General features: G+C 60.8%; 21 protein-coding genes and 2 rRNA genes. 18 read left to right on the plus strand and 5 right to left on the minus strand.

Annotated elements, in window-relative coordinates; all coding sequences use genetic code 11:
* The 4 genes from GTP27_RS13730 to GTP27_RS13745 form a co-directional block, all read left to right on the plus strand.
* Positions 1 to 192, plus strand: a 23S ribosomal RNA gene (locus GTP27_RS13730); the annotation flags it as partial.
* 138 nt (positions 193 to 330) lie between these two features.
* Positions 331 to 443, plus strand: a 5S ribosomal RNA gene (gene rrf / locus GTP27_RS13735).
* Positions 444 to 610: 167 nt separating this feature from the next.
* Positions 611 to 1,900: a L,D-transpeptidase Cds6 family protein gene (locus tag GTP27_RS13740; RefSeq protein ID WP_161039748.1), complete on the plus strand. Its 1,290-nt coding sequence runs from the start codon at positions 611 to 613 to the stop codon at positions 1,898 to 1,900.
* Complete coding sequence (locus GTP27_RS13745; RefSeq protein WP_161039749.1) at positions 1,900 to 3,147, plus strand: L,D-transpeptidase family protein; 1,248 nt, start codon at positions 1,900 to 1,902, stop codon at positions 3,145 to 3,147. Before GTP27_RS13740 ends, GTP27_RS13745 begins: the two co-directional genes overlap by 1 nt.
* A gap of 51 nt (positions 3,148 to 3,198) precedes the next feature.
* On the opposite strand, the gene GTP27_RS13750 is transcribed toward GTP27_RS13745, so the two are convergent.
* The gene (locus GTP27_RS13750; RefSeq protein ID WP_229633875.1) at positions 3,199 to 3,714 is read right to left on the minus strand and encodes an acyloxyacyl hydrolase; all 516 of its coding nucleotides are present in this window, start codon (positions 3,712 to 3,714) and stop codon (positions 3,199 to 3,201) included.
* A gap of 146 nt (positions 3,715 to 3,860) precedes the next feature.
* Here GTP27_RS13750 and GTP27_RS13755 point away from each other — a divergent pair, with 146 nt between their 5' ends.
* Positions 3,861 to 4,757 carry an NAD(P)-dependent oxidoreductase gene (locus tag GTP27_RS13755; protein WP_286173223.1) on the plus strand — a complete coding sequence of 299 codons (897 nt, stop codon included), beginning with the start codon at positions 3,861 to 3,863 and terminating at the stop codon, positions 4,755 to 4,757.
* Positions 4,758 to 4,760: 3 nt separating this feature from the next.
* Here GTP27_RS13755 and GTP27_RS13760 read toward each other — a convergent pair whose 3' ends face one another.
* The gene (locus GTP27_RS13760; RefSeq protein ID WP_161039751.1) at positions 4,761 to 5,954 is read right to left on the minus strand and encodes a M20 aminoacylase family protein; all 1,194 of its coding nucleotides are present in this window, start codon (positions 5,952 to 5,954) and stop codon (positions 4,761 to 4,763) included.
* Positions 5,955 to 6,091: 137 nt separating this feature from the next.
* On the opposite strand from GTP27_RS13760, the gene GTP27_RS13765 reads away from it, so the two are divergent.
* The 4 genes from GTP27_RS13765 to GTP27_RS13780 all read left to right on the plus strand — a co-directional run bounded on the left by GTP27_RS13765 (position 6,092) and on the right by GTP27_RS13780 (position 12,874).
* Positions 6,092 to 8,173, plus strand: coding sequence for a molybdopterin-containing oxidoreductase family protein (locus tag GTP27_RS13765; protein WP_161039752.1), 2,082 nt, complete (start codon positions 6,092 to 6,094; stop codon positions 8,171 to 8,173).
* A gap of 9 nt (positions 8,174 to 8,182) precedes the next feature.
* Positions 8,183 to 9,319 carry an aminopeptidase gene (locus GTP27_RS13770; protein WP_161039753.1) on the plus strand — a complete coding sequence of 379 codons (1,137 nt, stop codon included), beginning with the start codon at positions 8,183 to 8,185 and terminating at the stop codon, positions 9,317 to 9,319.
* Between the two features lie 189 nt (positions 9,320 to 9,508).
* Complete coding sequence (locus GTP27_RS13775) at positions 9,509 to 11,200, plus strand: long-chain-fatty-acid--CoA ligase (protein WP_161039754.1); 1,692 nt, start codon at positions 9,509 to 9,511, stop codon at positions 11,198 to 11,200.
* Between the two features lie 3 nt (positions 11,201 to 11,203).
* The gene (locus GTP27_RS13780; protein WP_161039755.1) at positions 11,204 to 12,874 is read left to right on the plus strand and encodes a long-chain fatty acid--CoA ligase; all 1,671 of its coding nucleotides are present in this window, start codon (positions 11,204 to 11,206) and stop codon (positions 12,872 to 12,874) included.
* 58 nt (positions 12,875 to 12,932) lie between these two features.
* On the opposite strand, the gene GTP27_RS13785 is transcribed toward GTP27_RS13780, so the two are convergent.
* Together GTP27_RS13785 and GTP27_RS13790 are read right to left on the minus strand one after the other, a co-directional pair.
* Entirely contained in the window at positions 12,933 to 14,504 is a 1,572-nt protein-coding gene (locus GTP27_RS13785) for an alkaline phosphatase D family protein (protein WP_161039756.1), read from the minus strand.
* Positions 14,505 to 14,532: 28 nt separating this feature from the next.
* Positions 14,533 to 14,982: an acyl-CoA thioesterase gene (locus GTP27_RS13790; protein ID WP_155436619.1), complete on the minus strand. Its 450-nt coding sequence runs from the start codon at positions 14,980 to 14,982 to the stop codon at positions 14,533 to 14,535.
* A gap of 61 nt (positions 14,983 to 15,043) precedes the next feature.
* Between GTP27_RS13790 and GTP27_RS13795 the strand changes: the two genes are divergently transcribed.
* Both GTP27_RS13795 and GTP27_RS13800 read left to right on the plus strand, forming a co-directional pair.
* On the plus strand, positions 15,044 to 16,909 hold the full coding sequence (locus GTP27_RS13795) for an ABCB family ABC transporter ATP-binding protein/permease (protein WP_161039757.1): 1,866 nt from the start codon (positions 15,044 to 15,046) through the stop codon (positions 16,907 to 16,909).
* A 10-nt stretch (positions 16,910 to 16,919) separates the two neighbouring features.
* Complete coding sequence (locus GTP27_RS13800) at positions 16,920 to 18,347, plus strand: M20/M25/M40 family metallo-hydrolase (RefSeq protein ID WP_161039758.1); 1,428 nt, start codon at positions 16,920 to 16,922, stop codon at positions 18,345 to 18,347.
* Between the two features lie 69 nt (positions 18,348 to 18,416).
* Here GTP27_RS13800 and GTP27_RS13805 read toward each other — a convergent pair whose 3' ends face one another.
* On the minus strand, positions 18,417 to 19,670 hold the full coding sequence (locus GTP27_RS13805) for a dicarboxylate/amino acid:cation symporter (protein ID WP_161039759.1): 1,254 nt from the start codon (positions 19,668 to 19,670) through the stop codon (positions 18,417 to 18,419).
* Between the two features lie 216 nt (positions 19,671 to 19,886).
* Here GTP27_RS13805 and GTP27_RS13810 point away from each other — a divergent pair, with 216 nt between their 5' ends.
* The 7 genes from GTP27_RS13810 to GTP27_RS13835 all read left to right on the plus strand — a co-directional run bounded on the left by GTP27_RS13810 (position 19,887) and on the right by GTP27_RS13835 (position 25,586).
* Positions 19,887 to 20,612 (plus strand): amino acid ABC transporter ATP-binding protein, encoded by a 726-nt coding sequence (locus GTP27_RS13810; RefSeq protein ID WP_161039760.1) that lies wholly within the window; start codon positions 19,887 to 19,889, stop codon positions 20,610 to 20,612.
* Between the two features lie 82 nt (positions 20,613 to 20,694).
* Positions 20,695 to 21,747, plus strand: coding sequence for a dihydroorotase (gene pyrC, locus GTP27_RS13815; RefSeq protein WP_161039761.1), 1,053 nt, complete (start codon positions 20,695 to 20,697; stop codon positions 21,745 to 21,747).
* 3 nt (positions 21,748 to 21,750) lie between these two features.
* Positions 21,751 to 22,551 (plus strand): DUF3025 domain-containing protein, encoded by an 801-nt coding sequence (locus GTP27_RS13820; RefSeq protein ID WP_161039762.1) that lies wholly within the window; start codon positions 21,751 to 21,753, stop codon positions 22,549 to 22,551.
* A gap of 33 nt (positions 22,552 to 22,584) precedes the next feature.
* Positions 22,585 to 23,601 carry a Gfo/Idh/MocA family protein gene (locus tag GTP27_RS13825; protein WP_161039763.1) on the plus strand — a complete coding sequence of 339 codons (1,017 nt, stop codon included), beginning with the start codon at positions 22,585 to 22,587 and terminating at the stop codon, positions 23,599 to 23,601.
* A 68-nt stretch (positions 23,602 to 23,669) separates the two neighbouring features.
* A complete protein-coding gene (locus GTP27_RS13830) occupies positions 23,670 to 24,887 on the plus strand; it encodes an MFS transporter (protein ID WP_161039764.1) in 1,218 nt (405 codons plus the stop codon).
* Positions 24,884 to 25,006 (plus strand): hypothetical protein, encoded by a 123-nt coding sequence (locus tag GTP27_RS24060; protein WP_267874321.1) that lies wholly within the window; start codon positions 24,884 to 24,886, stop codon positions 25,004 to 25,006. Before GTP27_RS13830 ends, GTP27_RS24060 begins: the two co-directional genes overlap by 4 nt.
* A 121-nt stretch (positions 25,007 to 25,127) precedes the next feature.
* On the plus strand, positions 25,128 to 25,586 hold the full coding sequence (locus tag GTP27_RS13835) for a cache domain-containing protein (protein ID WP_161039765.1): 459 nt from the start codon (positions 25,128 to 25,130) through the stop codon (positions 25,584 to 25,586).
* The last annotated feature ends 1 nt before the right edge of the window (position 25,587 follow it).

Raw genomic sequence — 25,587 nt, forward strand, 5'->3', positions numbered from 1 at the left:
TTGCCGGGTAGCTAAGTCTGGAAGAGATAACCGCTGAAAGCATCTAAGCGGGAAACTTGCCTTAAGATGAGATTTCCCAGAGCCTTGAGCTCTTTGAAGGGTCGTTCGAGACCAGGACGTTGATAGGCTGGGTGTGGAAGTGCAGTAATGCATTAAGCTAACCAGTACTAATTGCCCGTACGGCTTGTCCCTATAACCTTAGCAGGATATAGGTAAGAAGACCGTTAAACGTTGTTGAGACAACTTCATTACCCCAGCATTAAATGCTGATTACTTACTATTCCAGATTCTGAGCAACGTTCGTGTGAACGCGGCTCGTACAAGTCAAAGCTTGATGACCATAGCAAGTTGGTCCCACCCCTTCCCATCCCGAACAGGACCGTGAAACAACTCTGCGCCGATGATAGTGCTGCAACCAGTGTGAAAGTAGGTTATCGTCAAGCTAGTTATTAAGAGAACCCCCACCGCCATATGCGAATTGATCGCGTACAGTGCAGGTGGGGGTTTTTGCATTTGTGTAGCAAAAAACACATGGTGTTTACACTCTAGATTTTGAGTTAGAGAAACTAAGGGTGTACCATGTGGACTTTCGTGCTTGCTTTCTATCCTGATGAAAAATAAGACAGCGCTGTACCGTGCTCTCAGTGCCGCTGGCATGGTGGCATCCCTCTGTATGTTTGCGCCGGCCTACGCCGACGAGATTGCCGATGTAGGTAAGCTGGCCAAGGCTGGCAAGGTGGTAGAAGCGCTCAGTAAAGCCAACGAATACCTCGCGAAACATCCTGCCGATCCGCAAATGCGCTTCATGAAAGGCGTGCTGCTGACGGAGCAGAACAAGTCTGAAGAGGCGATTGCTGTCTTCACGAAACTAACCGAAGATTACAAGGATCTGCCGGAACCGTATAACAATCTGGCAGTGCTGTATGCCGCTAGCGGCCAGTACGATAAGGCCCGGATTGCGCTGGAAAAAGCTATCCGCACCAATCCCAGCTATATGACGGCCTACGAGAATCTGGGCGACGTGTATGGCAAGATGGCCAGCCAGGCTTACGATAAAGCGCTGGCACTGGGTGCCAATAATACGCCGGCGAAATCGCGCCTGACTTTGCTGCGCAGTTTCTCCAGCACTACCGGCGTGAAAGGTAGTGTGCCGGAACTGCCGCCAGCCGCACCGGCACCGGCTCCGGCCGCTGCACCAGCGCCGGCACCGGCCACGCAGGTTGCCCAGGCCGGCCGCCCAGCTGCGCCACCGCTGATTTCCCAGATTCCTGCTGATAGCGGCAAGAACACCATGCTGGCGCGTATTCCTGCGCTGTCGGTGACACCGCCACCAGCTGCCGCCGCTGCCAAACCGGCGCCTGCACCAGTACCGCTTCCCGTGCCTGCGCCAGCGCCGGCTGCCGCCAAGCCGGCTGTTCCGGTGCCGCTGCCTGTGCCGGTTCCGGCGAAACAGGAGCCTGCCAAGCCTGCCCCTGCGCCCGCCAAGCCTGAACCGGCGAAAGTTGAGCCGCCCAAGCCAGCCAAGCCTGAAGCTCCTAAGCCTGCTAAACCGGACACCAGCGATCGTGATGCGGTGCTGGCACAGGTTAATGGATGGGCTAAAGCCTGGGCTGCCCAGAATGTGGATTCCTACCTCGGTTACTATAGCCGTGATTTCGAACCACCTAAGGGTATGACCCACAAGGCATGGGCGGAAGAGCGCCGTAGCCGCATCGAAGGCAAAGGACGTATCCGGGTGGAAGTGGCTTCGCCGGAAGTGGTCATCACCGGAAATACGGCGAAAGTCAGCTTCCGCCAGACCTACGAATCGGATCGGCTGACGGCAAGAAGCCGTAAAGTGCTCGTGCTCACCAAAAATGGTGGAAAATGGCAGATCAAGCAGGAGTCTTCGGGTAGCTGATGTCATATTCAAGATTTAAAACTTCGTGGCGGACGCGCATTGCGCTGTCCGTCGTTTTTTTCGGCCTGCTGGCTGGCGAGTTCAGCTACGCCGCCAGAAAGCCCGTGCGGGCCGTTGCGCCCGCCAAAGCGAATCCGGAAACCATGCTGGCCGAGATACACAAGGATCTGGCCCAGCATAATCTGCGTGCTGCACAGCAGAAGGCCGATGCGCTGGTGGAGGCGTATCCCACCTTCCGCCTCGGCCATCTGATCCGTGGCGATATCCTGCTCATGCATACCCGTCCCGTTGCGGCGCTAGGGGCGGCCGCGATGGTGCCGACGGCGCCAGTCGGCACGGATGCCAAACTGGCTGACCTGCGCCGTGAAGCCACGGTGCGCATGCAGGCCGAGCCGGGCCGTCCGTCGCCCACGCTGCTGCCGCGTGCGCTGCTGCAGTTGCGCAAGGACCAGCGCCACGCGCTGATCGTCGATGCTAAGCATTCGCGCCTGTACCTGTACGAGAACCGTAACGACCAGATCCGCTTGCTGCAGGACTTTTATGTGAGCCAGGGCAAGCTGGGCATTAACAAGCTCAAGGAAGGCGATATGCGCACGCCTGTCGGCGTGTATAACATCGTAGGTCGTCTGCCCGGTGTGAAGCTGCCTGATCTGTATGGCAAGGGCGCGCTGCCGCTCGATTATCCGAATGACTGGGACAAGGTGCAGGGCCGCGGCGGCTCGGGTATCTGGGTACACGGGGTGCCGAACGAAACCTTCAGCCGTCCTCCGCTGTCCACCGACGGTTGCGTGGTGGTGAGTAATGATGATCTGAATCTGCTGACCCGTATCGTGGAAGTGGGTAAGACACCGGTGCTGATCGGCGATCAGGTGGAGTTTGTCAGCAAGGAGCAGCTGGAGCGCGATCTGCGGGTGGCCAGTTCGCTGGTGGAGAACTGGCGCCGTGATGTGGAGAACCGCGACGAGACTGCTCTGCGTTCGCTCTATTCGGTGCGCTTCAAGTCCAGCAATGATGGCGACCTGAATACGTGGCTGGATAAGAACCGTTATCTGCCCGGGGTCAAGAATATCAGCGTGACGGTGACCGATTCCGCATTCTTCCGCCAGCCTAGTCAGGAAGAAATGATCGTGAGCAGTTTTACCCAGCAGATAGTGGCCGGTAAATTCCGCCATGCCGTGCGCAAGAAGCAGTACTGGGCGCGCGAAGGCAAGAACTGGAAAATTGTCGCCGAGTCGAATCTGTCCTGATAAAAAAAATCCCCTTGAGACCAAGGGGATTTTTGTTTGTGGCGGCTGCGCTTAGAAGTGGTATGCAGCTTTCACTTCGAGGAAGTTCACGCCCGTATTCGGCTTCTTGTAGCCGCCGTTGGAGAAGTGCTGGATTTTGCCGGCGACTTCCCAGTTGTTGTCGAACACATAGCCTACACCGATGTGGTCACCGAACTGGAAGTGGGTGGACAGACGGTAGGTATCGTTGTCGTACAGCTTGGATAGGCGGTGCACGCCGATGCCGCCTTCGTAGTACAGGCCCTTCTTGTTGTCATTCTCGAAGCGGAACACAGGCGTGAAACCGACATCCCATAGGTGGGCGGTATTGCCCGAGATATTCTTGTACTGGCTTTCCTTCCATGCGCCGGCGCTCAGTTCCCAGTAACCGCTCAGGTGGGTGCCGTTCGACTGGAACCAGCGTACATCCCAGTCTTTGGCGGCGCTCAGGCGCACCATCTGTACTTTGGCAGCACTGCCATAGTCAATCGAAACGGAATCGACCAGCTGGTCATTGGCGGCGTATGCACCCTGCATAGCCAACAGCATGGCGACAGACGCCAAAACTTTTTTCGTGAACATAGTATCCTTACTGAAGTGATGCTGTATCTAAAATTTATACGGCTACGAAGATTGTACCGGTGTTTGCAGAATAATTCCGGTGCCTCCGCAATTGTTGATTTCAGGAGTAGGTTTTGGCGACAGATATTGCCTTCCTAGGCATAGGTTTGATGGGGGATCCCATGGTGCGGCGGCTGCTGGCCGCCGGTCATGCGGTGACGGTCTGGAACCGCACGGCGGCCAAGGCACAGCCGCTGGCGGCGGCAGGAGCTACAGTGGCGCCGGATCTGGCCAGCGCCGTGCGTGGTGCTGGCATGGTGATCTCGATGCTGGAAGCCGGACCCATCGTCGGCACGGTGATGCGTGATGCCTTGCCGGCACTGGCACCGCACGCGCTGTGGGTGGATATGAGTTCGACCCGTCAGGACGAAGCGCAGGCCTTCCATGCACTGCTGTCGGCACAGGGACGACGCTTTATCGATGCGCCGGTTTCGGGCGGCGTAGGCGGCGCCGCGGCCGGTACGCTGGCCATCATGGCGGGCGGCACGCTGGCTGACTTTGACGAGGCCACGCCGGTCTTGCAGGCGATGGGACGTCCTACGCTGGTGGGGCCGGCCGGAAGCGGGCAGGTGGCCAAGCTGTGCAACCAGCTGATCGTGGGCGCCACCATCAACGTGGTGGCGGAAGCTTTGCTGCTGGCACAGGCGGCGGGGGCCGATCCGGCGGCCATGCGCGCGGCCATACGCGGCGGCTTTGCCGAGAGCAAAATTCTTGATGTACATGGCCAGCGTATGCTGGAACGGAATTTTGTCGCCGGTGGTCAGGTCAAGACCCAGCTGAAAGACCAGCAGAACATTCTGGCCGCCGCCCAGGCGGCGGGCTTGCAGTTGCCGATAACCGAACTGGTGACGCAGCGCTACCAGTCGCTGGTGCAGACCGTACCGCAGGCCGACCATGCGGCCGGGCTGCTGGGGCTGGAAGCGATCAATCCCGGCGTGCGTCTGGGCGACGCAGCGGACCGCTTAGCCTAAGGTTCAGACTGGCGCCAGCGCTTTTTCCACCAGCTTGACCCAGAAACTGGCGCCTATCGGCAGCAGGTTGTCGTTGAAGTCGTAGCTGGCGTTATGCAGCACGCAGGGGCCGAGGCCGTGACCACCGTCGCGGTGCTCGCCCTCGCCATTGCCGATGAAAACGTAGCAGCCCGGTTTGGCCTGCAGGAAGAAGGCGAAGTCTTCCGCGCCCATGGTCGGTTCGACCTGATCGTCGACATTTTCCGCGCCCACCACTTCCTTCATCACTTCCACCGCAAAGCGGGTCTGCTCGGCGTGGTTGACCAGCGGCGGGTAATTGCGGCGGAACTTGAAGTCCACTTCGGCGCCAAAGGCGGCCGCCGTGTGCCGGGCTACTTCGCCCATGCGCTGCTCTATCATGTCCAGCACGGGCTGGGTGAAGGTGCGCACCGTGCCGACCAGATTGGCTTCATCGGGGATAACGTTGGTGGCGCTGCCAGCGTGAATCTGGGTAATCGACAGCACGGCCGTATCAAGCGGGCTCTTCTGCCGGCTGATGATGGTCTGCCAGCTTTGCGCGATCTGCACGGCGATCATCACGGGATCGATGCCTTTGTGCGGCTGGGCCGCGTGGGCGCCTTTGCCTTTGACGGTGACGTAGAACTCGTTACTGGACGCCATCATCGGGCCTGCCGTCACGCTCATGGTACCGGCGGCGGCGCCGGGCCAGTTGTGCATGCCATAAATCGCATCCATCGGGCATTGTTCGAACAGGCCGTCTTCTATCATGCGGCGCGCACCGGCCCCGCCTTCTTCGGCCGGCTGGAACACCAGATACACGGTGCCGTCGAAATTGCGGTGCTCGGCCAGATATTTGGCAGCACCGAGCAGCATGGCGGTATGGCCATCGTGGCCGCAGGCGTGCATCTTGCCTGCATGGCGCGAGGCGTGGGCGAAGGTGTTGATTTCCTGCATAGGCAGTGCATCCATATCGGCGCGCAGGCCGATGGCGCGGCTGGATGTGCCGTGCTGGATGATGCCCACCACGCCCGTCTTGCCCAGACCACGGATGACGGGTATGCCCCAGGCCGTCAGCTGGGCGGCGACGATGTCGGAAGTGCGCTGCTCTTCGTAGCAGAGCTCGGGATGGGCGTGCAGGTCACGGCGGATCTGCTGTATTTCCGCTTGAAATGCAATGATGGGATCAACTAATTTCATCTGCGTCTCCAGTGTTGGGTTCGCCTGCCTCGTGGGCAGCGAGAACAGCCATTGTAGCCCTTGTCAGGCAAACAAATCCAGCAAGCCCAGAATCGGCTACGATACGGGTTTCGCATGCTGTAATCCGGATGAAAGACATGACAAGCACACAAGTTGTTCGCGCCACCTGCCCACACGATTGCCCTGACACCTGCGCCCTGCTGGTGACGGTGGAAGACGGCGTGGCCACGGCCGTCAAAGGCGACCCCGACCACCCAACCACGGCCGGTGTGCTGTGTACGAAGGTATCGCGCTACACCGAGCGCACCTATCACGAAGAGCGTTTGCTGTACCCGCTGCGCCGGGTGGGCAAAAAAGGCGAGGGCAAATTCGAGCGCATCAGCTGGGACGAGGCGCTGGACACCATCGCCAGCCGCCTCGGCAGCATCGCCGCACGCGATCCGCAAGCCATCCTGCCGTACAGCTATTGCGGCACCATGGGGCTGGTGCAGGGCGAATCGATGTCGGCCCGTTTCTTCCACCAGCTGGGCGCCTCGCTGCTGGACCGCACCATCTGCGCCACGGCAGGCTTTACCGGCTACAAATACACCATAGGCGCCACCATAGGCACCGATCTCGAACAGTTCCAGAATGCCAAGCTGATCCTGATCTGGGGCGGCAATCCTATCGCTTCGAATCTGCACTTCTGGACCCGTGCGCAGGAAGCCAAGCGGCGCGGCGCCAAGCTGATCGCCATCGATCCCTACCGTTCGCTGACGGCTGAGAAATGCCACCAGCACATTGCGCTGCTGCCGGGTACGGATGCAGCGCTGGCACTGGGGCTGATGCATGTGCTGATCGCCGAAGACCTGCTCGATCATGATTACATCGCCCGTTACACCGTGGGCTTTGAAGAACTCAAGCAGCGCGTGGCGGAATGGACGCCCGAGCGTACCGCCGAGACCTGTGGCATCACGGTTGCCGAAGTGGTAGAACTGGCGCGCCTGTATGGCGGCATGGCCAAAGCGGGCGAACCGGTGGCGATCCGCACCAACTACGGCGTGCAGCGCGTGCATGGCGGCGGCATGGCGGTGCGTAACCTGACCTGTCTGCCAGCTCTGGTGGGGGCATGGCGCCATGCAGCCGGTGGCGTGCAGCTGTCGGCCAGCGGCGGCTTCCCGACCAATAAAGGGGCGCTGCAGCGGCCCGACTTGCTGGCAAAACAGCCGCGCACCATCAATATGACCACCATAGGCGACGACCTGCTGCGTCCAGGTTCGGCGGAGTTCGGTCCGGCAGTGGAGGCGGTGATCGTGTATAACGCCAATCCGCTGGCGATTGCGCCGGATTCGTCCAAGGTGATGGCAGGCTTTGCCCGCGAGGACCTGTTCACCGTGGTGCTCGAACACTTCCAGACCGATACGGTGGACTACGCCGATATCGTGCTGCCCGCCACCACCCAGCTGGAGCACGTGGATGCGCACAGCGCCTACGGCCACTTGTACATGATGGCCAATAACGCGGCGATTGCTCCGCTGGGCGAAGCCAAGCCGAATACGGAAGTGTTCCGTCTGCTGGCGGCGCGCATGGGCTTTACCGATCCCTGCTTCAAGGACAGCGACGACGAGCTGGCGGCCATGGCCTTCAACCGTCAGGATGCGCGTGCCATCCACTTCGACTGGGATGCGCTCAAGCAGAAGGGCTGGCAGAAGCTGAATATGCCCGATGCGCCGTTCGCCGAAGGCGGCTTCCCTACGCCATCCGGCAAATGCGAGTTCTATTCGGCCAGCATGGCGGCCGACGGGCTCGATCCGCTGCCTGCTTACATCGCACCGTATGAATCGGTGGCCAGCAATCCGGAGCTGGCCCAGCGCTATCCGCTGGCGATGATTTCTCCGCCAGCCCGTAACTTCCTCAACTCGACCTTTGTGAACGTGAAGAGCCTGCGTGCGGCCGAAGGCGAGCCGCATCTGGACATCCATCCGGACGATAGCGCGGCACGCGGCATCAGCGATGGCGAGATGGTGCGCATCTTCAATGACCGCGGCAGTTTCATCGCCAAGGCCCGCGTCACGGATAAAGCCCGTGCCGGTCTGGTGGTAGGGCTGTCCGTGTGGTGGAAGAAGCTGGCGCGTGACGGCAAGAACGCGAATGAAGTGACCAGCCAGCGCTTGACCGACATGGGCCGTGCGCCGACGTTCTACGATACACTGGTCGAAGTCGAAAGAGTCGCCACCTGAAGGTGAAGTATGTGCCAGCCTGCCCACCGCCCAGTCCGCGCCAGACCATGGCTGGCAAGGTGGCGGCTGGGGCTGTTACTGCTGGGGCTGGCTGGATGCGCCCAGTTGCAGTACTACGTGCAGGCGGCGCAGGGCCAGTATGCGCTGTGGTCCGACGCCCGCCCCATCGAGGACTGGCTTGGTGATCCCGCCACTGATCCCAAACTCAAGGCAAGGCTGGAAAAAGCCCTGCTGATACGCCGCTTCGCCGTGCAGGAACTGGGCTTGCCGGACAATGCCAGTTACCGTAATTACGCCGCACTGAGCCGCCCGTTTGTATTGTGGAATGTGGTGGCCACCCCCGAGTTTTCGCTGCAACCCTTGCGCTGGTGTTTTCCCATTGCCGGCTGCGTCAGCTATCGCGGCTATTACAGCAAGGACGATGCTCAGGCGTTTGCGGCCACCTTGCGTCAGGAAGGCAACGATGTGCAGGTAGGCGGCGTGCCCGCTTATTCCACGCTGGGCTGGTTCAGCGATCCGCTGCTATCGACCTTCATCCATTATTCCGATGCCGAACTGGCGCGCATGATTTTTCATGAACTGGCACATCAGGTGGCCTACGTGCCCGGTGACAGCACGTTTAACGAAAGCTTTGCCACGGCGGTGGAGGAGGCCGGGCTGGAACGCTGGCTGGAACTGTATGGCAATGAGGCGATGCGCGCCGCCTACGTCCAGTACAATGCGCGCCGGCAGGAATTTCTTGCCTTGCTGCTAATGCACCGCAACATGCTGGAACAGCTGTATGGGGAAAAGAGCAGTGCGCACCACAAACGGGTCCGCAAGGCGCGTATCTTTGCGCACCTGCAAAATGAATACCAGCAGCTGAAAATCAGCTGGGGCGGCTATGCCGGTTATGACCGCTGGTTTGCCCAGCCGCTCAGTAATGCCCACCTGAGTGCGGTGGGAACTTACCACGAACTGTTGCCTGCATTCCGCAATCTATTAAAGCAAGAACGAACGTTCGTTCGATTTTATGTTGCAGTGCAAAATCTAGCTGCGCTGGATTTGCCCCAGCGCCAGCAACGCTTGCAGCAACTGAGTCCACCTGTAATGCTGCATGCCGACATCGCGCCGCAATCGGTTTCAGGGACGGAACAGTCAAAATGATGCTGCGACGCAGCATAAAATACCGGTTAGAAGGGGTGTTCAAATATGGTTAAATGCGCTTGCGTCTGAGCTTGCTGCCCGATAGCATCGACATAAGTAGGCTGCGGAAGTGCGCATAGACGACACACCGGCCTGTCCTGGCCCTGTGCGCCGGACCCCTTATAACGATCACGAGACACGAGGCACAGCATGGAAAAGATCTGGTTGAAGTCCTACCCGCCCGGCATGCCAACGGAGATAGACACGAGTCAATACCGTTCGCTGGTGCAGCTGATGGAAGAGTCCTTCCACAAATACGCTGACCGCAAGGCCTATGTCTGCATGGACAAATACCTGAGCTATGCCGAAGTGGATCTGTATTCCAAGCGTCTGGGCGCTTGGCTGCAGAGCCGTGGTCTGAAAAAAGGCGCGCGCGTGGCCATCATGATGCCCAATGTGCTGCAATATCCGATCGCCATTGCGGCCATCCTGCGCGCCGGTTATACCGTGGTCAACGTCAACCCGCTGTACACGCCGCGTGAACTCGAACACCAGCTCAACGATTCCGGCAGCGAAGCCATCATCGTGCTGGAGAACTTTGCCACCACGCTGGAACAGGTGCTGACGCGCACACCCGTCAAACACATCATCGTGGCCAATATGGGCGAGATGCTGGGCGGTTTGAAAGGCATGCTGGTCAATTTCGTGGTGCGCAACGTCAAGAAACTGGTGCCGCCCTATTCGCTGCCGAATGCCGTGCGCTTCAAAGATGCGCTGGCGCAGGGCGCCGGCATGAAGCTGACGCCGGTGGCGCTGGAGGCCAGCGATCCGGCTTTCCTGCAGTACACCGGCGGCACGACGGGCGTTTCCAAGGGCGCTACGCTGACCCACACCAATGTGGTGGCCAATTTGCTGCAGACGGAAGCATGGTCGGTGCCGGCGCTGGGGGGCATGAAGGAACAGATTTCCATCGTCTGCGCGCTGCCGCTGTATCACATCTTCGCGCTGACGGCCTGTGCCATGTGGGGCACCCGCGTGGGCGCACTGAATATCCTGATTCCGAATCCGCGCGATATCGGCGGCTTCATCAAAGAACTGCACAAGTACAAATTCAATATGCTGCCCGCCGTGAATACGCTGTATAACGCGCTGGTTAACCATCCCGGCTTCGGCGCGCTGGACTTCTCCGGTCTGAAGATCTGTAACGCGGGCGGCATGGCGCTGCAGAAGACGGTCAATGACAAGTGGCTGAAAGTGACGGGCGTGCCGATTATCGAAGGTTATGGCCTGTCCGAGACGTCGCCGGTGGCCACCTGCAACCGTGCCGACAGTCCGGCCTTTACCGGCACCATAGGCCTGCCTGTGCCATCGACCGATATCGCCATTCTCGATGATGATGGCAAGGAAGTGCCGCTGGGCCAGTCCGGTGAAATCGCCATCCGTGGCCCACAGGTGATGGCCGGCTACTGGAATCGGCCGGATGAAACCGCCAAAGTCATGACGCCGGACGGCTACTTCAAATCGGGTGATGTGGGCGTGATGGACGAGAACGGCTACGTGCGCATCGTCGACCGCAAGAAAGACATGATCCTGGTGTCCGGCTTCAACGTGTATCCGAACGAACTGGAAGCCGTGATTGCGGCCCACCCCGGCGTGCTCGAATGCGCCTGCATCGGCGTGCCGGACGAACACTCGGGCGAGGCCGTGAAAGTGTTCGTGGTGCGGCGCGACCCGAATCTGACGCAGGAAGCGCTGATGGCCTACTGCAAAGAACAATTTACCGGCTATAAAAAGCCGAAATATATCGAGTTCCGCGAGGAGCTACCCAAAACCAATGTCGGGAAAATCCTGCGGCGCATGCTGCGCGATGAAGCGCCCGGCCAGAACCAGAAAGCTGCATAACAAATGGAAAAGATTTGGCTTAAATCCTACCCTGAAGGCGTTCCTGCCGAGATCGACGTTAACCAGTACCGCTCGGTGACCCATTTGCTGGAAGAAGCTTTCAGCAAGTACGCCGACCGCAATGCGTATGTGTGCATGGACAAATTCCTCACCTATCGCGAACTGGATAAGCTGTCGCAGCAGATGGGCGCCTGGCTGCAAAGCAAGGGCCTGCATGCAGGCGCGCGCGTGGCCATCATGCTGCCGAACGTGCTGCAGTATCCGGTAGCGATGGCGGCCATACTGCGTGCCGGCTATGCGGTGGTGAATGTCAATCCACTGTACACCCCGCGCGAACTGCAGCACCAGCTGGTGGATTCCGGTGCGGAAGCCATCATCGTGCTGGAAAACTTTGCGACCACGGTGGAGCAGGTGGTGGCGCACACCAAGGTCAAGCATGTGATCGTGGCGACCATGGGCGATATGCTGGGCACTTTCAAAGGCGCGCTGGTAAATCTGGTAGTGCGCAAAGTGAAGAAAATGGTCCCGGCATATTCGCTGCCGCAGGCCGTGTCGTTCAAGCGCGTGCTGGCCGAAGGCGCGCGCCTGAAGCTGGAAGCGGTCAAGCAGGGCCACGACGACATCGCCTTCCTGCAGTACACGGGCGGTACCACGGGCGTATCCAAAGGCGCCGTGCTGCTGCACCGTAACATCATCGCCAACGTGTTGCAGAACGAAGCATGGCTGCAGTTCAAGCAGCAGAGCGAGCAGCTGGTGTTTGTCTGCGCGCTGCCGCTGTACCACATCTACTCGCTGACGGTGAGCGCCTTCATGGGCACGCGCATGGGCGGCCTGAATCTGCTGATTCCGAATCCGCGCGATATCCCCGGTTTCGTCAAAGAGCTGGCCAAGTACCGCGTGGCCGTGTTCCCTGCCGTGAATACGCTGTACAACGCGCTGCTGAATAATGCCGAATTCGCCAAGCTGGACTTCTCCTCCTACTCGGTCTGCAACGGCGGCGGCATGGCGGTGCAGCAGGCAGTGGCCGACCGCTGGCTCAAACTCACGGGCACGCCGATTATCGAAGGCTATGGCATGTCCGAAACCTCGCCGGTGGCTACCGCCAACCGCGTCGATATCAAGGAATTCACCGGCACCATCGGCCTGCCGATTCCATCGACCGATGTCTGCATCCTCGACGACGACGGCAATGAACTGCCGCTGGGTCAGGCAGGCGAGATCGCTATCCGTGGTCCGCAGGTGATGGCCGGCTACTGGAACCGTGCCGACGAAACGGCCAAGTCGATGACGGCCGATGGCTTCTTCAAGACGGGCGACGTAGGCGTGATGGACGAACGCGGTTTCACCCGCATCGTCGACCGCAAGAAGGACATGATCATCGTATCCGGCTTCAACGTCTATCCGAACGAAGTGGAAGGCGTGATTGCTTCCCATCCGGGCGTGCTGGAAGTGGCCTGTATCGGCGTGCCGGACAAGCACTCGGGCGAAGCCGTGAAGCTGTTCGTGGTACGCAAGGATCCGGCCCTGACGGCGGAGCAGCTGCTGGACTTCTGCAAGCATGAGCTGACGGCCTACAAAAAGCCCAAGTACATCGAATTCCGCGACGAGCTGCCCAAGACCAACGTGGGCAAAATCCTGCGGCGCCAGCTGCGTGACGAAAAAGCCGCTGCTTAAGCTGCCGCGCTGCCCTAAAAATCGCCTGCTTCGTCAGGCGATTTTTTTTACCCATTGCTTAGGTGCGGATCAGGCCGTGACGGCCATTCTGGACGAGGAAGCTGGCGCAGGTGCGGATGGCGCTGTCGGCCTGATGGACGTCGTCCAGTGCAAGGAACAGCGTGCTGCACTCGCTCGGGGTGAGGTGCAGCAGCATGAAGCCGCGCTTGTCGCTGCGGCCGTAGCGCAGGCTGTGGTTCATGCTGACGTACTGCTCGGTGCGGGCTTGCGGACGCGAGGAGGATGTCACCGAGGTGCCGACGAATTCGGTGGCGATCACGGGATTGGCGGGCGAGCGTGGCCGCGTGGGCAGGCGGTTGAGTTCCGCCGCAAAGAAGCTGTGCACGTCGCCGCCGAGGATGAGCGGATTGCTGGCGCGGCTGTTGTGCAGGGCGTCGAACAGGCGCTGGCGCGCCGCCGGATAACCATCCCAGCCATCGGTCCAGTAGCGGCCATCGTCGTCGTGCAGCAGCGGCACCTGACTGTTGGGCGCCATCAGCGTTTGCTGGGCGAGGATGTTCCAGCGTGCGTCGGAGCTGGCCAGCCCCTGTTCCAGCCAGCGCTGCTGCTCCGGCCCCAGCATGCTGCGCGCCGGATCGTTGAGGGCCTTGCAGGCCCGTTCCAGCACGGAGCTGGAACCGCCACGGCCAGCCGGTGTGCAAGGCTGGTAGGCGCGATACTGGCGATCGTCGAGCACGTGGAAGCGCGCCAGCAGGCCCCAGTCATAGCGCTGGTACATGCGCAGGTTGGCAAAGTCTGCCGGTGGCAATCGCAGCGGCATGTGCTCGTAAAAGGCCTGATAGGCGGCGGCACGGCGTGCCATGAAGTCGGGCGCGAGGCGCTCGTCGCGGTCGTTGGCGTAGTCGTTGGCGACTTCGTGGTCATCCCATGTGACGATCCAGGGCGCGGCCAGATGGGCGGCCTGCAGGTCGGCGTCGCTTTTGTACTGGGCGTAGCGGGCACGGTACTCGGCCAGCGTAAAACTCTCGTTGCTGCGCACGGCGCTGGCCGGATGCTGGCGCTGGTAAGGTCCCCACTCGTAGATGTAATCGCCGAGAAAGGCCACCAGATCGGGCGCAGCGGCGGCGATATGGCGGTGCGCCGCATAGCTGCCGAATTCCCAGTGTTGGCAGGAAGCTACGGCCAGCTTGAGTTGGGCGGGCATGCTGCCAGCCGCCGGTGCCGTGCGGGTGCGTCCCACCGGGCTGACGGCATCGCCCAGCATAAAGCGGTACCAGTACCAGCGCTCCGGTGCCAGCCCCGTGACATCGACGTGGACACTGTGTGCCAGCGCCGGTGCGGCGCTGGCCGTGCCTTCGGCCACGATGCGGCGGAACTGCTCGTCTTCGGCCATCTGCCAGCGCACCACATAGGCTAGCGGCGGCGTGGCGGCAGCGTTGAAGGGATCGTGCAGGATACGGGTCCAGATCACCACGGCATTCGGCAGCGGCGAACCGGAAGCCACGCCGAGACTGAAGGGGTAGTTGCTGGCGCTGGCAGGCATGGCACTTGCATTGCCTGTCAGGCAGCCCGCTGCCAGCGCGCCCAGACGGGCGCCGGTCAGCAGAAACTGGCGGCGCGGACTGTCCATGCTGGTGCAGGGCGGGGTGGAATGGCGCTTAAGGGTGCAGCAGGGTTTCGATAGGCGGCACTTTGCGCGGCTTGCGGTCCGAATCGGTGGCCACATAGGTCAGGGTGGCTTCGGTCACCTTGACGGTGTCGGCCTGCAGGCGGTTGCGCTCGGCATACACCTCGACGTTGACGGTGATCGAGGTGTTCCCCACGCGGACGATGTCGGCGTAGAAGGACAGCAGATCGCCCACGAACACAGGATTTTTGAACACAAAGGAGTTCACCGAAATGGTAGCAACGCGGCCATTGGCGCGGCGGGTAGCTGGCAGCGAGCCGGCAATGTCGACCTGCGCCATGATCCAGCCGCCGAACACGTCGCCGTAGACGTTGGCATCGGAGGGCGCGGGCATCATGCGCAGTTCCGGCATCTTACCGGCGGGCAGACCGCGGTTGATGGTTTGAACGGCAACGGCTGGGGTATTTTCTGGGGTGGTCATCGCAAAATCTCTTGAAGGGCTACAATTAACGGGATTGAACCATAAAACGCCGACCTTCGCCATGCGCCGCTATTCTAATTCCTCGCCCGCTCCTTCGTCCGCTAGCCCGACTGCCGCTACCCGTAGCGATATGGCTACCATCAAGACTCTGCTGCCCTATCTGTGGGTGTACAAATGGCGTGTGCTGCTGGCGCTGGGCTGCCTGGTGGGCGCCAAGCTGGCCAATGTGGGCGTGCCGGTGGTGATGAAGAGCCTGATCGACCAGATGAGCGTATCGCCCAGCCATCCGCAGGCGCTGCTGGTGCTGCCGCTGGGCGCACTGGTGGCATATGGCGTGCTGCGCGTCTCTACCACCCTGTTCACCGAGCTGCGCGAGTTCCTGTTTGCTCGCGTCACCCAGCGTGCTGTGCGCACCATTGCGCTCAAGGTGTTCCGCCATCTGCATGCGCTGTCGCTGCGTTTCCACCTGAACCGCCAGACGGGCGGCATGACGCGCGATATCGAACGCGGCACGCGCGCTGTGGGCTCGCTGATTTCCTACACGCTGTTTAACATACTGCCCACGCTGGTGGAGATAGCGCTGGTGCTGGGCTATCTGGTCACGCACTACGATATCTGGTTCACCCTGATTACCGTGGTCGCGCTGGTCACATATATATCGTTTACTATCTTTATTACCGACTGGCGCACCCACTTCCGTCGCGCCATGAACGATCTCGATTCCAAGGCCAATACCAAGGCCATCGATTCGCTGCTCAATTACGAAACGGTCAAGTATTTCGGCAACGAGGACTATGAAGCGAAGCGCTACGATGAAGGGCTGCAGCGTTACGAATCGGCGGCAGTGAAATCGCAGACCTCGCTGTCGCTGCTGAATACAGGCCAGTCGCTGATTATCGCCACGGCGGTGACGCTGATCCTGTGGCGCGCCACGCAAGGCGTCATCGACGGCAAGATGACGCTCGGTGATCTGGTGCTGGTGAATGCCTTCATGATCCAGCTGTATATACCGCTTAATTTCCTCGGCGTGATCTACCGCGAAATCAAGCAGAGTCTGGCCGATATGGAGAAGCTGTTCTCGCTGCTGGAGCAGAACCGCGAAGTGGCCGATGCAGCCGATGCGCAGGCCTTGCAGACCCATGGTGCCGAAGTGCGCTTCAATCATGTGGAATTCAGCTACGATCCGAAACGCCAGATCCTGTTCGGGGTGGATTTCACTATCGCTGCCGGCACCACCACCGCCGTGGTCGGACATAGCGGCTCGGGCAAGTCCACGCTGTCGCGCCTGCTGTTCCGCTTCTATGAAGTCAATCAGGGCAGCATCACCATCGACGGACAGGATCTGCGTGCCATCACGCAGGACTCGCTGCGTCACGCTATCGGCATCGTGCCGCAGGATACGGTGCTGTTCAACGACACCATCGAATACAACATCGCTTACGGTAAGCCCGGGGCCACGCGCGAGCAGATCGTGGCCGCAGCGCGGGCCGCTTCCATCCACGATTTCGTCGAGAGCCTGCCCGACGGTTACGCCACCATGGTGGGCGAGCGCGGCCTCAAGCTGTCCGGCGGGGAGAAGCAGCGCGTGGCGATTGCCCGCACTTTGCTGAAAAATCCTGCTATCCTGATTTTCGATGAAGCCACCTCGGCGCTGGACTCCAAGGCCGAACAGGCAATCCAGCAGCAGCTGAAGGACATCGCCCGCAACCGCACCACCATGGTGATTGCGCACCGTCTGTCCACGGTGGCCGACGCCGAGCAGATACTGGTACTAGACCACGGACGCATCGTCGAACGCGGCACCCATCAGAGCCTGCTCGCCGCCAACGGCCTGTATGCGCAGATGTGGCAGCGCCAGCAGGCGTCAGCCGAAGAAAGCCCCGCCTCGCCTGTCAGCGACGTGGAACAAGCAGTCTCACTAAAATAAGGATGCCAAGATGAAGAAGTCCCTTTCGATGCTGGGAGCAGCTAGTCTGCTGATGGCCTGCGTGCAGAGCGCGTGCGCCGGTTCCGATCCGGGCGAGCAGCAGTTCCGCGCGCTCTACAAGGAGCTGGTGGAAACCAATACCACGCTGTCCTCCGGCAGCTGCACGCTGGCTGCGGAGCGCATCGCCGCGCGGCTGAAAACGGCGGGCTTCCCTGACGCGGACTTGCATCTGTTTGCCGACCCGGCCCATCCGAAGGAAGGTGGTCTGGTCGCCGTGCTGCCGGGCAGCGACCCGAAAGCCAAGGCTATCCTGCTGCTGGCGCACATCGACGTGGTGGAAGCCAAACGCGAAGACTGGACCCGCGACCCGTTCACGCTGATCGAGGAAGACGGCAAATTCTTCGCCCGTGGCGTGGTGGATGACAAGGCGCAGGCGGCCATCTGGGCCGACACGCTGGTGCGCTTCAAATCGGCAGGCTATGTCCCGCACCATACGCTGAAAATGGCGCTGACCTGCGGCGAAGAGACTGCCGGTGCCTTCAACGGCGCCGAGTGGCTGACCAAGAACCGCCGCGAACTGATCGATGCAGGCTTCGCGCTGAATGAAGGCGCTGGCGGCGAACTCAATGCCGCTGGCCGCCGTGTCTCGATGACCGTGCAGGCCGGCGAAAAAGTGGCACAGAACTACCGCCTCGAAGTGACCAACCGTGGCGGCCATAGTTCGCGCCCGCAGAAGATCAACGCCATCTACCAGCTGGCCGGAGCGCTGAAAAAGATCGAAACCTTCAGCTTCCCTAACCAGCTCACGGACGGCAGCCGTGGCTATCTGAAAGGCATGGCCAGGATACAGGCAGCAGAAGGCCATCCCGATGTAGCCAAGGCCATGCTGGCGGTAGAGAAGAATCCGAAAGATGCCAGGTCGGTAGCGCTGCTCGATAGCCGCGACATCAGCTGGGCCACCATGCTGCACACCACCTGCGTGGCGACTATGCTGGACGCCGGCCATGCTACTAACGCCTTGCCGCAGCGTGCCCGTGCCAACGTCAACTGCCGCATCTTCCCCGGGGTGTCGCAGGAAGAGGTGCGCCTTGCGCTGGTTAAAGCCATCAACGATCCGGCAGTGAAAGTGGAGACGCTGGAAATCCGCGGCGAGAATTCGGCGCCGCCGGAACTGACCCGCGCCATCATGGAGCCGGTAGAAAAACTGACGGCGAAAATGTGGCCCGGCGTGCCTGTGCTGCCTATTCTGCAATCGGGCGCAACGGACGGCCAGTTCCTTAATGCCGCCGGTATTCCCACCTATGGCATCAGCGGGATATTCCTCACGCCGGATCTGGGTAATATCCATGGCCTGAACGAGTACATCGGCGTGCAATCGCTGATGGAAGGCCGCGCCTTCCTGCATGAACTGGTGCGCTCCTATGCTGGCCAGCCGTAAGCACACGCTCTGAAGGCGGAAACGACAAAGGCCGCATTTGCGGCCTTTGTTATTGGTGCGGATTAGCGATTAGCGCGCGCGTACCAGATCGGTTTCGCCCGGCGCCGCCAGTTCGCCTTCCCACTTGGCCACCACTGCGGTAGCCACGCCGTTACCGATCACGTTGGTAGCGGAACGGGCCATGTCGAGGAAGTGGTCGATACCGAGCAGCAGCAGCATGCCCGCTTCCGGAATATTGAACTGGCCCAGCGTCGCGGCGATTACCACCAGCGAAGCGCGCGGCACACCGGCCATGCCTTTGGAGGTCAGCATCAGCACCATCATCATGGTCATCTGCTGGCCCAGCGACATTTCGATGCCGTAGGCCTGGGCGATGAACACGGTGGCGAAGGTGCAGTACATCATCGAGCCATCGAGGTTGAACGAGTAGCCGATAGGCAGTACGAATGCGGCCAGACGGTTACGCACACCGAAGCGCTCCAGACCTTCCAGCGTTTTCGGATAGGCTGCTTCGCTCGATGCGGTGGAGAAGGCCAGCAGGGTAGGGCTGCGCAGTTCGCGCAGCAGCGAGAAGATGCGGCCTTTGAGGAACAGGAAGCCGATGATGACCAGCAGCAGCCACAGCATGGCAATGCCGAAATAGAATTCGGCCATGAACACGCCGTAGGTGGACAGCACACCCAGACCGTTTTTGGCGATTACGCCCGACACGGCAGCGAATACGGCGATCGGAGCGAACTGCATCACGTAGCCGGTTACTTTCAGCATCACGTGGGCCACGCCGTCGAGCGCGTCGATCATCACTTTGGCCTTGTCGCCCACGGCAGCAGCGGCGGAACCGAAGAACAGCGAGAAGATCACGATCTGCAGGATCTCGTTCTTGGCCATGCCGTCCACGATAGACGCTGGCACGAGGTGGGTGACGAATTCTTTCAGCGTCAGGCCCGAGGTCACCAGATCGACTTTGCCGGTGGCGGCGGCCATATGGCCCAGCAGCGCGTCGCCGGGACGGAAGATGTTCACCAGTACCAGACCGAGGCTGAGCGACATCACCGAAGCGACGAAGAACCAGCCCAGGGTTTTCAGGCCGATACGGCCCACTTCCGACGCATCGCCCATTTTCGCAATGCCGCACACCAGCGTGGAGAACACCAGCGGGGCGATGATCATTTTAATCAGGCGCAGGAACAGGGTGGTAATCAGCGCCATGTAATCGGCAAACTCCACCGGTTTGGCCATGTTGACGTTGGCAAGGTAGCCGGCAAAGATGCCGAGCGCTAGGCCCACGAGGATGTAAGTGGTCAGTCGGCTTTGTTTCTGCATGTTGTGTGTTCCCTGTGGTAGTGTCTCTCTGTGCCTGCGCAGAGGGCGGGGTGACCGCCGCATAAAGGTTCTGGCGCGGGCTGCAGCTGGTATTTTATGGTCCGGCTGATGAAACTATTGGCAAGTTTGGCAGTATCCTTGTGGTCGTAAGTGCTGTCAAGCGCTTGCAGCGCCGCATCCACAGCCGCTGGTGCGGTTTTTTTAAGCAGCTCAAATATGATCGAAATTAACAACGTCAGCAAGTGGTATGGCCAGTTTCAGGTACTCACGGACTGCTCGGCACGGGTAGAGAAGGGCGATGTGATGGTGATCTGCGGGCCGTCCGGCTCGGGCAAATCCACTCTGATCAAGACCGTGAACGGGCTGGAACCGGTACAGCAGGGCGAAATCCGCGTTGACGGCGTCAAGGTCAATGACAAGGCTACCAAGCTGTCGGCGCTGCGGGCGCGGATAGGCATGGTGTTCCAGAATTTCGAGCTGTTTCCTCATTTGTCCGTGCGCGACAACCTGACGTTGGGGCAGATCAAGGTGCTGGGGCGTACCCGCGAGGAAGTCGTGGCACGCGGGCTGCACTATCTGGAGCGGGTGGGGCTGCTGGCCCAGCAGGATAAATTTCCCGGCCAGCTGTCCGGCGGCCAGCAGCAGCGCGTGGCCATCGCCAGAGCGCTGGCAATGGATCCGATCGCCATGCTGTTCGACGAACCTACATCGGCGCTCGATCCGGAGATGATCAACGAGGTGCTCGATGTGATGGTGGGACTGGCGCAGGACGGCATGACCATGCTGGTGGTGACCCACGAAATGGGCTTTGCGCGGCGCGTGGCCAACCGGGTGCTGTTCATGGATCAGGGCCGGATCGTGGAAGACAGTAGCAAGGAAGCCTTTTTCACCGCGCCGCGCTCCGCGCGTGCGCGCGAGTTTCTGGCCCGGATAGTGCACTGAGCGGGGCTGCGCTCTGCCAGTTAGGGGGCGGGTAGGGGTAAAATGGCGGAATTCGCCACTGTTAGCCTGAAAGCGCGTCCATATGTCCGACCTCGAAACTACCCAAGACAGCATCACCATCACCCGTCCAGACGACTGGCATTTGCATCTGCGCGACGGCGCTACGCTGGCCAGCGTGCTGCCGCACAGTGCGCGCCAGTTTGGCCGCGCGATCGTGATGCCAAATTTGAAACCTCCGGTCACCACCACGGCTGCTGCCGAGGCTTACCGCAGCCGGATTCTGGCCGCGCTGCCGGAAGGGATGGCCTTCGATCCGCTGATGACGCTGTACCTGACCAATAACACGGCGCCGGATGAAATCCGCCGCGCTCAGGAAAGCGGCATCGTGCACGCGGTGAAGCTGTATCCGGCTGGCGCCACCACCAATTCGGACGCGGGCGTGACGGATCTGGCCAATTGCTACAAGACGCTGGAAGTGATGCAGGAAGTGGGCATGCCTTTCCTCGTGCACGGCGAAGTGACCGATCCCGAGATCGACCTGTTCGACCGCGAGGCCGTGTTCATCGAGCGCGTGATGCGCCCGCTGCGGCGTGATTTCCCTGCGCTGAACATCGTGTTCGAGCACATCACCACCAAGCACGCAGCCCAGTATGTGGCTGAAGCGGAAGGCCCGATTGCGGCGACCATTACCGCGCACCACCTGCTGTACAACCGCAACGACATCTTCAAGGGCGGTATCCGTCCGCACTACTACTGCCTGCCTGTGCTGAAACGCGAAGAACACCGTCTGGCGCTGGTGACGGCGGCAACCAGTGGCGACGAGCGCTTCTTCCTCGGCACCGACTCGGCGCCGCACGCACAGGGCGCCAAGGAAGCTGCCTGCGGCTGCGCCGGTTGCTATACTGCGCTGCACGCCATGGAGCTGTATGCGGAAGCCTTCGAGCGTGCCGGTGCGCTGGACAAGCTGGAAGCGTTTGCCAGCTTCAATGGCCCGGCCTTCTACGGCCTGCCACGTAATACCGGCACTATCACGCTCAAGCGCGAGCAGTGGACGCTGCCGCAAACCCTGCCGCTGGCCGACCAGCAGGTGGTGCCGCTCAACGCCGGCGAAACCATCAACTGGAAAATGGTTTAAAGCGTGCAGTCGGCAATCGACTGGTCGCGTCCGTGGTATGACTCGATCCGCACGGCGGCTGGCTTCCTGTCGGCCGAAGTGCCCTTTATGGATACGCTGAACCAGCAGGCGGCTGCGCTGGGCCTGCGTAACCATCAGGGACTGCCGACCCATTTCGTCCCGCAGGCAGCGCTGCCCGACGGCACTGCCTACGAAGCTTTTATCGGTGCCACAGGCGGCGTGCCGACGCGCGAGAATCTGCACGACTTCTTCAATGGACTGGTGTGGCTGACTTTTCCCCGCATTAAAGTGCAGCTGAACGCCCTGCAGGCAGCGCAGATCGCACGTGACGGCGTGGGCAAGTCGCGCGGGCCGGCACGCGATGGCGCCACCATCTTCGACGAGAACGCAGCCCTGCTGGTAGTGCGCGATAACGCCGCCGGCCATGCGCTGGTGACGGCCTTGCGCGAGCACCAGTGGCAGACGGCTTTCCTCGATATGCGCGCGCATTTCGGGCCGGATGCGCAAGTCTGGCTGTTCGGCCACGCGCTGATGGAAAAGCTGGTAGCGCCGCGCAAAGCCATTACCGCACATACCCGCGTGGTGTGGGCCGATGACGAATTCTTCACGCTGGACCACAGCGGACGGCGCCACTGGATAGACGCCAGGGTAACGCAGGAGCTGGCCGAGCATGGCCTTAGCACGGCGGACTTCATGCCCATGCAGGCACTGGGCGTGCCGGGCTGGTGGCCGCAGCAGGATGCCGGCTTCTATGGCGACACCAGCGTGTTCCGCCCCAAACGCCAGAGTGAAACTCCTCCTTAAATAGCGCCGCAGCGGCGGCAGAAAGAGCACAGCATGACGCAAGGCGCCACTACTCCCTTTATCCGCTGGGGCATACTCGGCACCGGCAAGATAGCCAGGGCTTTTGCTGCCGCGCTGCAGATCACGCCGGACGCAAAACTGGTGGCGGTGGCTTCGCGCAGCATGGAAAGTGCTGCACCTTTCGCGCAGGAGTTCGGCGCTGAACGTGCGCACGGCAGCTATCAGGCGCTGGCCGATGATCCCGAAGTCGATGTGATCTACATCGCCACGCCGCATCCCATGCACCACGAGAATGCGCTGCTATGTCTGCATGGCGGCAAAGCCGTGCTGGTGGAAAAATCGTTCACCATGAACCGCCGTCAGGCGGAGGAAGTGATTGCACTGGCGCGCAGCAAAAAGCTGTTCGTGATGGAAGCGATGTGGACGCGCTTCATCCCTGCCATGGTGGAAGCCAGACGTATTATCGAGAGTGGCGAAATCGGCGTGCCGGCCAATGTCAGCGCCGATTTCGGTTTCACCGCCAATTTCGGCCCCGAGCATCGCGTGTTCAATCCTGTGCTGGGTGGCGGGGCGCTGCTCGATCTGGGCATCTATCCGCTGTCGATGGCGGCCTACTTCCTCGGCCCTGTCGCGGCTGTGCAGGCGCAGGCGGAAATGACGGCGAGCGGGGTGGATATGCAGACCGTATTCACCCTCAAACATGAGCAGGGCGGCGTCTCGACCTGCTCGTGCAGCCTGCGTTCGCGCAGCCCCACCGAGCTGGTTATTTCCGGCAGCAAGGGCTATGTGCGCCTGCATGACCGCTTCCACAACACCAGCACCCTGAGCGTGGTGCTGGTGGATGGCAGCAGCCGCAGCGAACGTACCTTGCAGTTACCGATTGCGGGCAATGGCTATACCCACGAAGCACAGGAAGTGGGGCGCTGCCTGCGTGCCGGCCTGATCGAGAGTCCGGTGATGTCGCACGACGAAACGCTGGCCATCATGGGCACGCTGGACGAGATCCGCCGCCAGATCGGACTGGTCTACAGCGCCGATTCCGCAAACTAGGTAGAATTCTGAGTCCGGCTCAGGGTCTGCGCTGTGCAGGCCCTCCCGTCACTTATCGGAAAGCTATCATGTCGCTAGATCACCGCGCCCCCTCCCTGAAAACAGTGTTAATAGCGACTGGCGTGGTGCTGACGCTGGCCATGGGCGTGCGCCACGGTCTGGGCTTCTGGATGCAGCCCATTTCACAGGCGAATGGCTGGACGCGCGAAACCTATTCGCTGGCGCTGGCGCTGCAGAATCTGATGTGGGGCGTGTTCGGCCCCTTCGCCGGCATGGCGGCGGACCGTTTCGGTACTATGCGTGTGGTGATTACCGGCGCAATCAGTTATATGGCGGGCCTGCTGTGGATGGCGCTGGTGCAGGATGCCACCCTGTTCGTGGCCGGTTCCGGTGTGCTGATCGGCTTCGGTCTGGCCTGTACCGCCTTTGGTGCCGTGAGCGGCATCATCGGCCGCGTCGCGCCGGTGGAAAAGCGTTCATGGGCTTTCGGTATTTCCGGTGCGGCCAGCTCGTTCGGCCAGTTCATGATGATGCCCGTCGAGCAGCAACTGATTTCTGCCGCAGGCTGGCAGCAAGCCTTCTTCCTGCTGGCGGGACTGGTGGTGCTGGCCATGGTGCCTATGGCTTTCTTCCTGCGCGAACCGCGCGTGACCCATCACCACGGCCCGCAGCAGAGCGTACGCGAAGCGCTGGGCGAGGCCTTCGGCAACCGCTCTTTCCTGTTCCTGATGATGGGCTATTTCGTCTGCGGTTTTCAGGTAGTGTTCATCGGCGCGCACTTGCCGGCCTACCTGAAAGACAAAGGCATCATGGACCCTAGCGTGGCCGTGATGGCGCTGGCGCTGATCGGGCTGACCAATATTATCGGTTCCTACTATGCGGGCAAGCTCGGTGGCCGTCTGCCCAAGCGCTACCTGCTGTCGTCCATCTATCTGACCCGTTCCGTGGTGATCAGCCTGTTCCTGCTGGCGCCTCTGTCGCCCTACTCGGTGTATATCTTCTCGGCGGCGATGGGGCTGATCTGGCTGTCCACGGTGCCGCTCACTAACGGCATCATCGCCGGTATCTTCGGGGTGAAGCACATGTCCATGCTGGCCGGCGTGGTGTTCTTCTCCCATCAGGTGGGCAGCTTCCTCGGCGTCTGGCTCGGTGGCTATCTGTTTGCACGTCAGGGCAGCTATGACATCGTCTGGGGCATCGCGATTGCGCTCGGCGTGATGGCTGGCCTGATCAACCTGCCGATTAACGAACGTACCTTGCAGCGCGATGCGCTCAAGGCGGCATGATGCTACGCCTATGGCTGCTGCGCGCGGCCGGCGTGGCCGTGCTGGCGCTGGTGTTCATGGCGTATCTGCAGCCCTCCTTTCTGCTCGATCTGGCCAACCGCTTCTACATGTGTTTTTGATAGTCACTGCTTTGGCAGTTTCGCCACAGTTAAGTGAACAGTTGGCGGATTAGTGCTAGTCTGAGGTTTCCATAAACGTGGCGTGACGGCGGGTTCATGTCGCAAAAACAAAGGAGACATCATGGCAAAGTTATTCAAGCTGATGGCGCTGGTTTTGCTGGCGCTGGGACTGCATGGTGGTGCGCAGGCGCAGGAGCGTGGTACGGCCGATCAGGCGACGGCCATGGTGCGCAAGGCGGTGGACTATCTGAAGGCGAATGGCCGCGACAAGGCCTTCGCCGCATTTAACGATCCCAAAGGCCAGTTCCGCGACCGTGATCTGTACATCATGGTGTACGACATGAAGGGCTTCAATTTGGCGCATGGGGCCAATCCCAAGCTGATAGGCAAAGACCTGATGCAGCTGCGCGATGCCAATGGCACCCTGATGATCAAGGAGTTTATCGAGGTAGCCAAGAACAAGGGCAGCGGCTGGATTAACTACCAGTGGCCGAATCCGGTTACTTCGGTGGTCGAGGCCAAGTCCACCTATGTGGAAAAATACGACGACCTGATCGTCGGCTGCGGTATCTACAAGTAAG

Origin of the sequence: Duganella qianjiadongensis, assembly GCF_009857915.1 — a bacterium.
Taxonomy (GTDB): domain Bacteria; phylum Pseudomonadota; class Gammaproteobacteria; order Burkholderiales; family Burkholderiaceae_D; genus Rugamonas; species Rugamonas qianjiadongensis.

Coding starts and splice junctions, on each gene's coding strand:
- GTP27_RS13830 (WP_161039764.1), top strand. CDS start 23,670: ATGTCGCTAGATCACCGCGCCCCCTCCCTGAAAACAGTGTTAATAGCG.
- GTP27_RS13835 (WP_161039765.1), top strand. CDS start 25,128: ATGGCAAAGTTATTCAAGCTGATGGCGCTGGTTTTGCTGGCGCTGGGA.
- GTP27_RS13790 (WP_155436619.1), bottom strand. CDS start 14,982: ATGACCACCCCAGAAAATACCCCAGCCGTTGCCGTTCAAACCATCAAC.
- GTP27_RS13745 (WP_161039749.1), top strand. CDS start 1,900: ATGTCATATTCAAGATTTAAAACTTCGTGGCGGACGCGCATTGCGCTG.
- GTP27_RS13775 (WP_161039754.1), top strand. CDS start 9,509: ATGGAAAAGATCTGGTTGAAGTCCTACCCGCCCGGCATGCCAACGGAG.
- GTP27_RS13750 (WP_229633875.1), bottom strand. CDS start 3,714: ATGCTGTTGGCTATGCAGGGTGCATACGCCGCCAATGACCAGCTGGTC.
- GTP27_RS13810 (WP_161039760.1), top strand. CDS start 19,887: ATGATCGAAATTAACAACGTCAGCAAGTGGTATGGCCAGTTTCAGGTA.
- GTP27_RS13785 (WP_161039756.1), bottom strand. CDS start 14,504: ATGGACAGTCCGCGCCGCCAGTTTCTGCTGACCGGCGCCCGTCTGGGC.
- pyrC (WP_161039761.1), top strand. CDS start 20,695: ATGTCCGACCTCGAAACTACCCAAGACAGCATCACCATCACCCGTCCA.
- GTP27_RS13805 (WP_161039759.1), bottom strand. CDS start 19,670: ATGCAGAAACAAAGCCGACTGACCACTTACATCCTCGTGGGCCTAGCG.
- GTP27_RS13825 (WP_161039763.1), top strand. CDS start 22,585: ATGACGCAAGGCGCCACTACTCCCTTTATCCGCTGGGGCATACTCGGC.
- GTP27_RS13740 (WP_161039748.1), top strand. CDS start 611: ATGAAAAATAAGACAGCGCTGTACCGTGCTCTCAGTGCCGCTGGCATG.
- GTP27_RS24060 (WP_267874321.1), top strand. CDS start 24,884: ATGATGCTACGCCTATGGCTGCTGCGCGCGGCCGGCGTGGCCGTGCTG.
- GTP27_RS13780 (WP_161039755.1), top strand. CDS start 11,204: ATGGAAAAGATTTGGCTTAAATCCTACCCTGAAGGCGTTCCTGCCGAG.
- GTP27_RS13770 (WP_161039753.1), top strand. CDS start 8,183: ATGTGCCAGCCTGCCCACCGCCCAGTCCGCGCCAGACCATGGCTGGCA.
- GTP27_RS13765 (WP_161039752.1), top strand. CDS start 6,092: ATGACAAGCACACAAGTTGTTCGCGCCACCTGCCCACACGATTGCCCT.
- GTP27_RS13800 (WP_161039758.1), top strand. CDS start 16,920: ATGAAGAAGTCCCTTTCGATGCTGGGAGCAGCTAGTCTGCTGATGGCC.
- GTP27_RS13795 (WP_161039757.1), top strand. CDS start 15,044: ATGCGCCGCTATTCTAATTCCTCGCCCGCTCCTTCGTCCGCTAGCCCG.
- GTP27_RS13760 (WP_161039751.1), bottom strand. CDS start 5,954: ATGAAATTAGTTGATCCCATCATTGCATTTCAAGCGGAAATACAGCAG.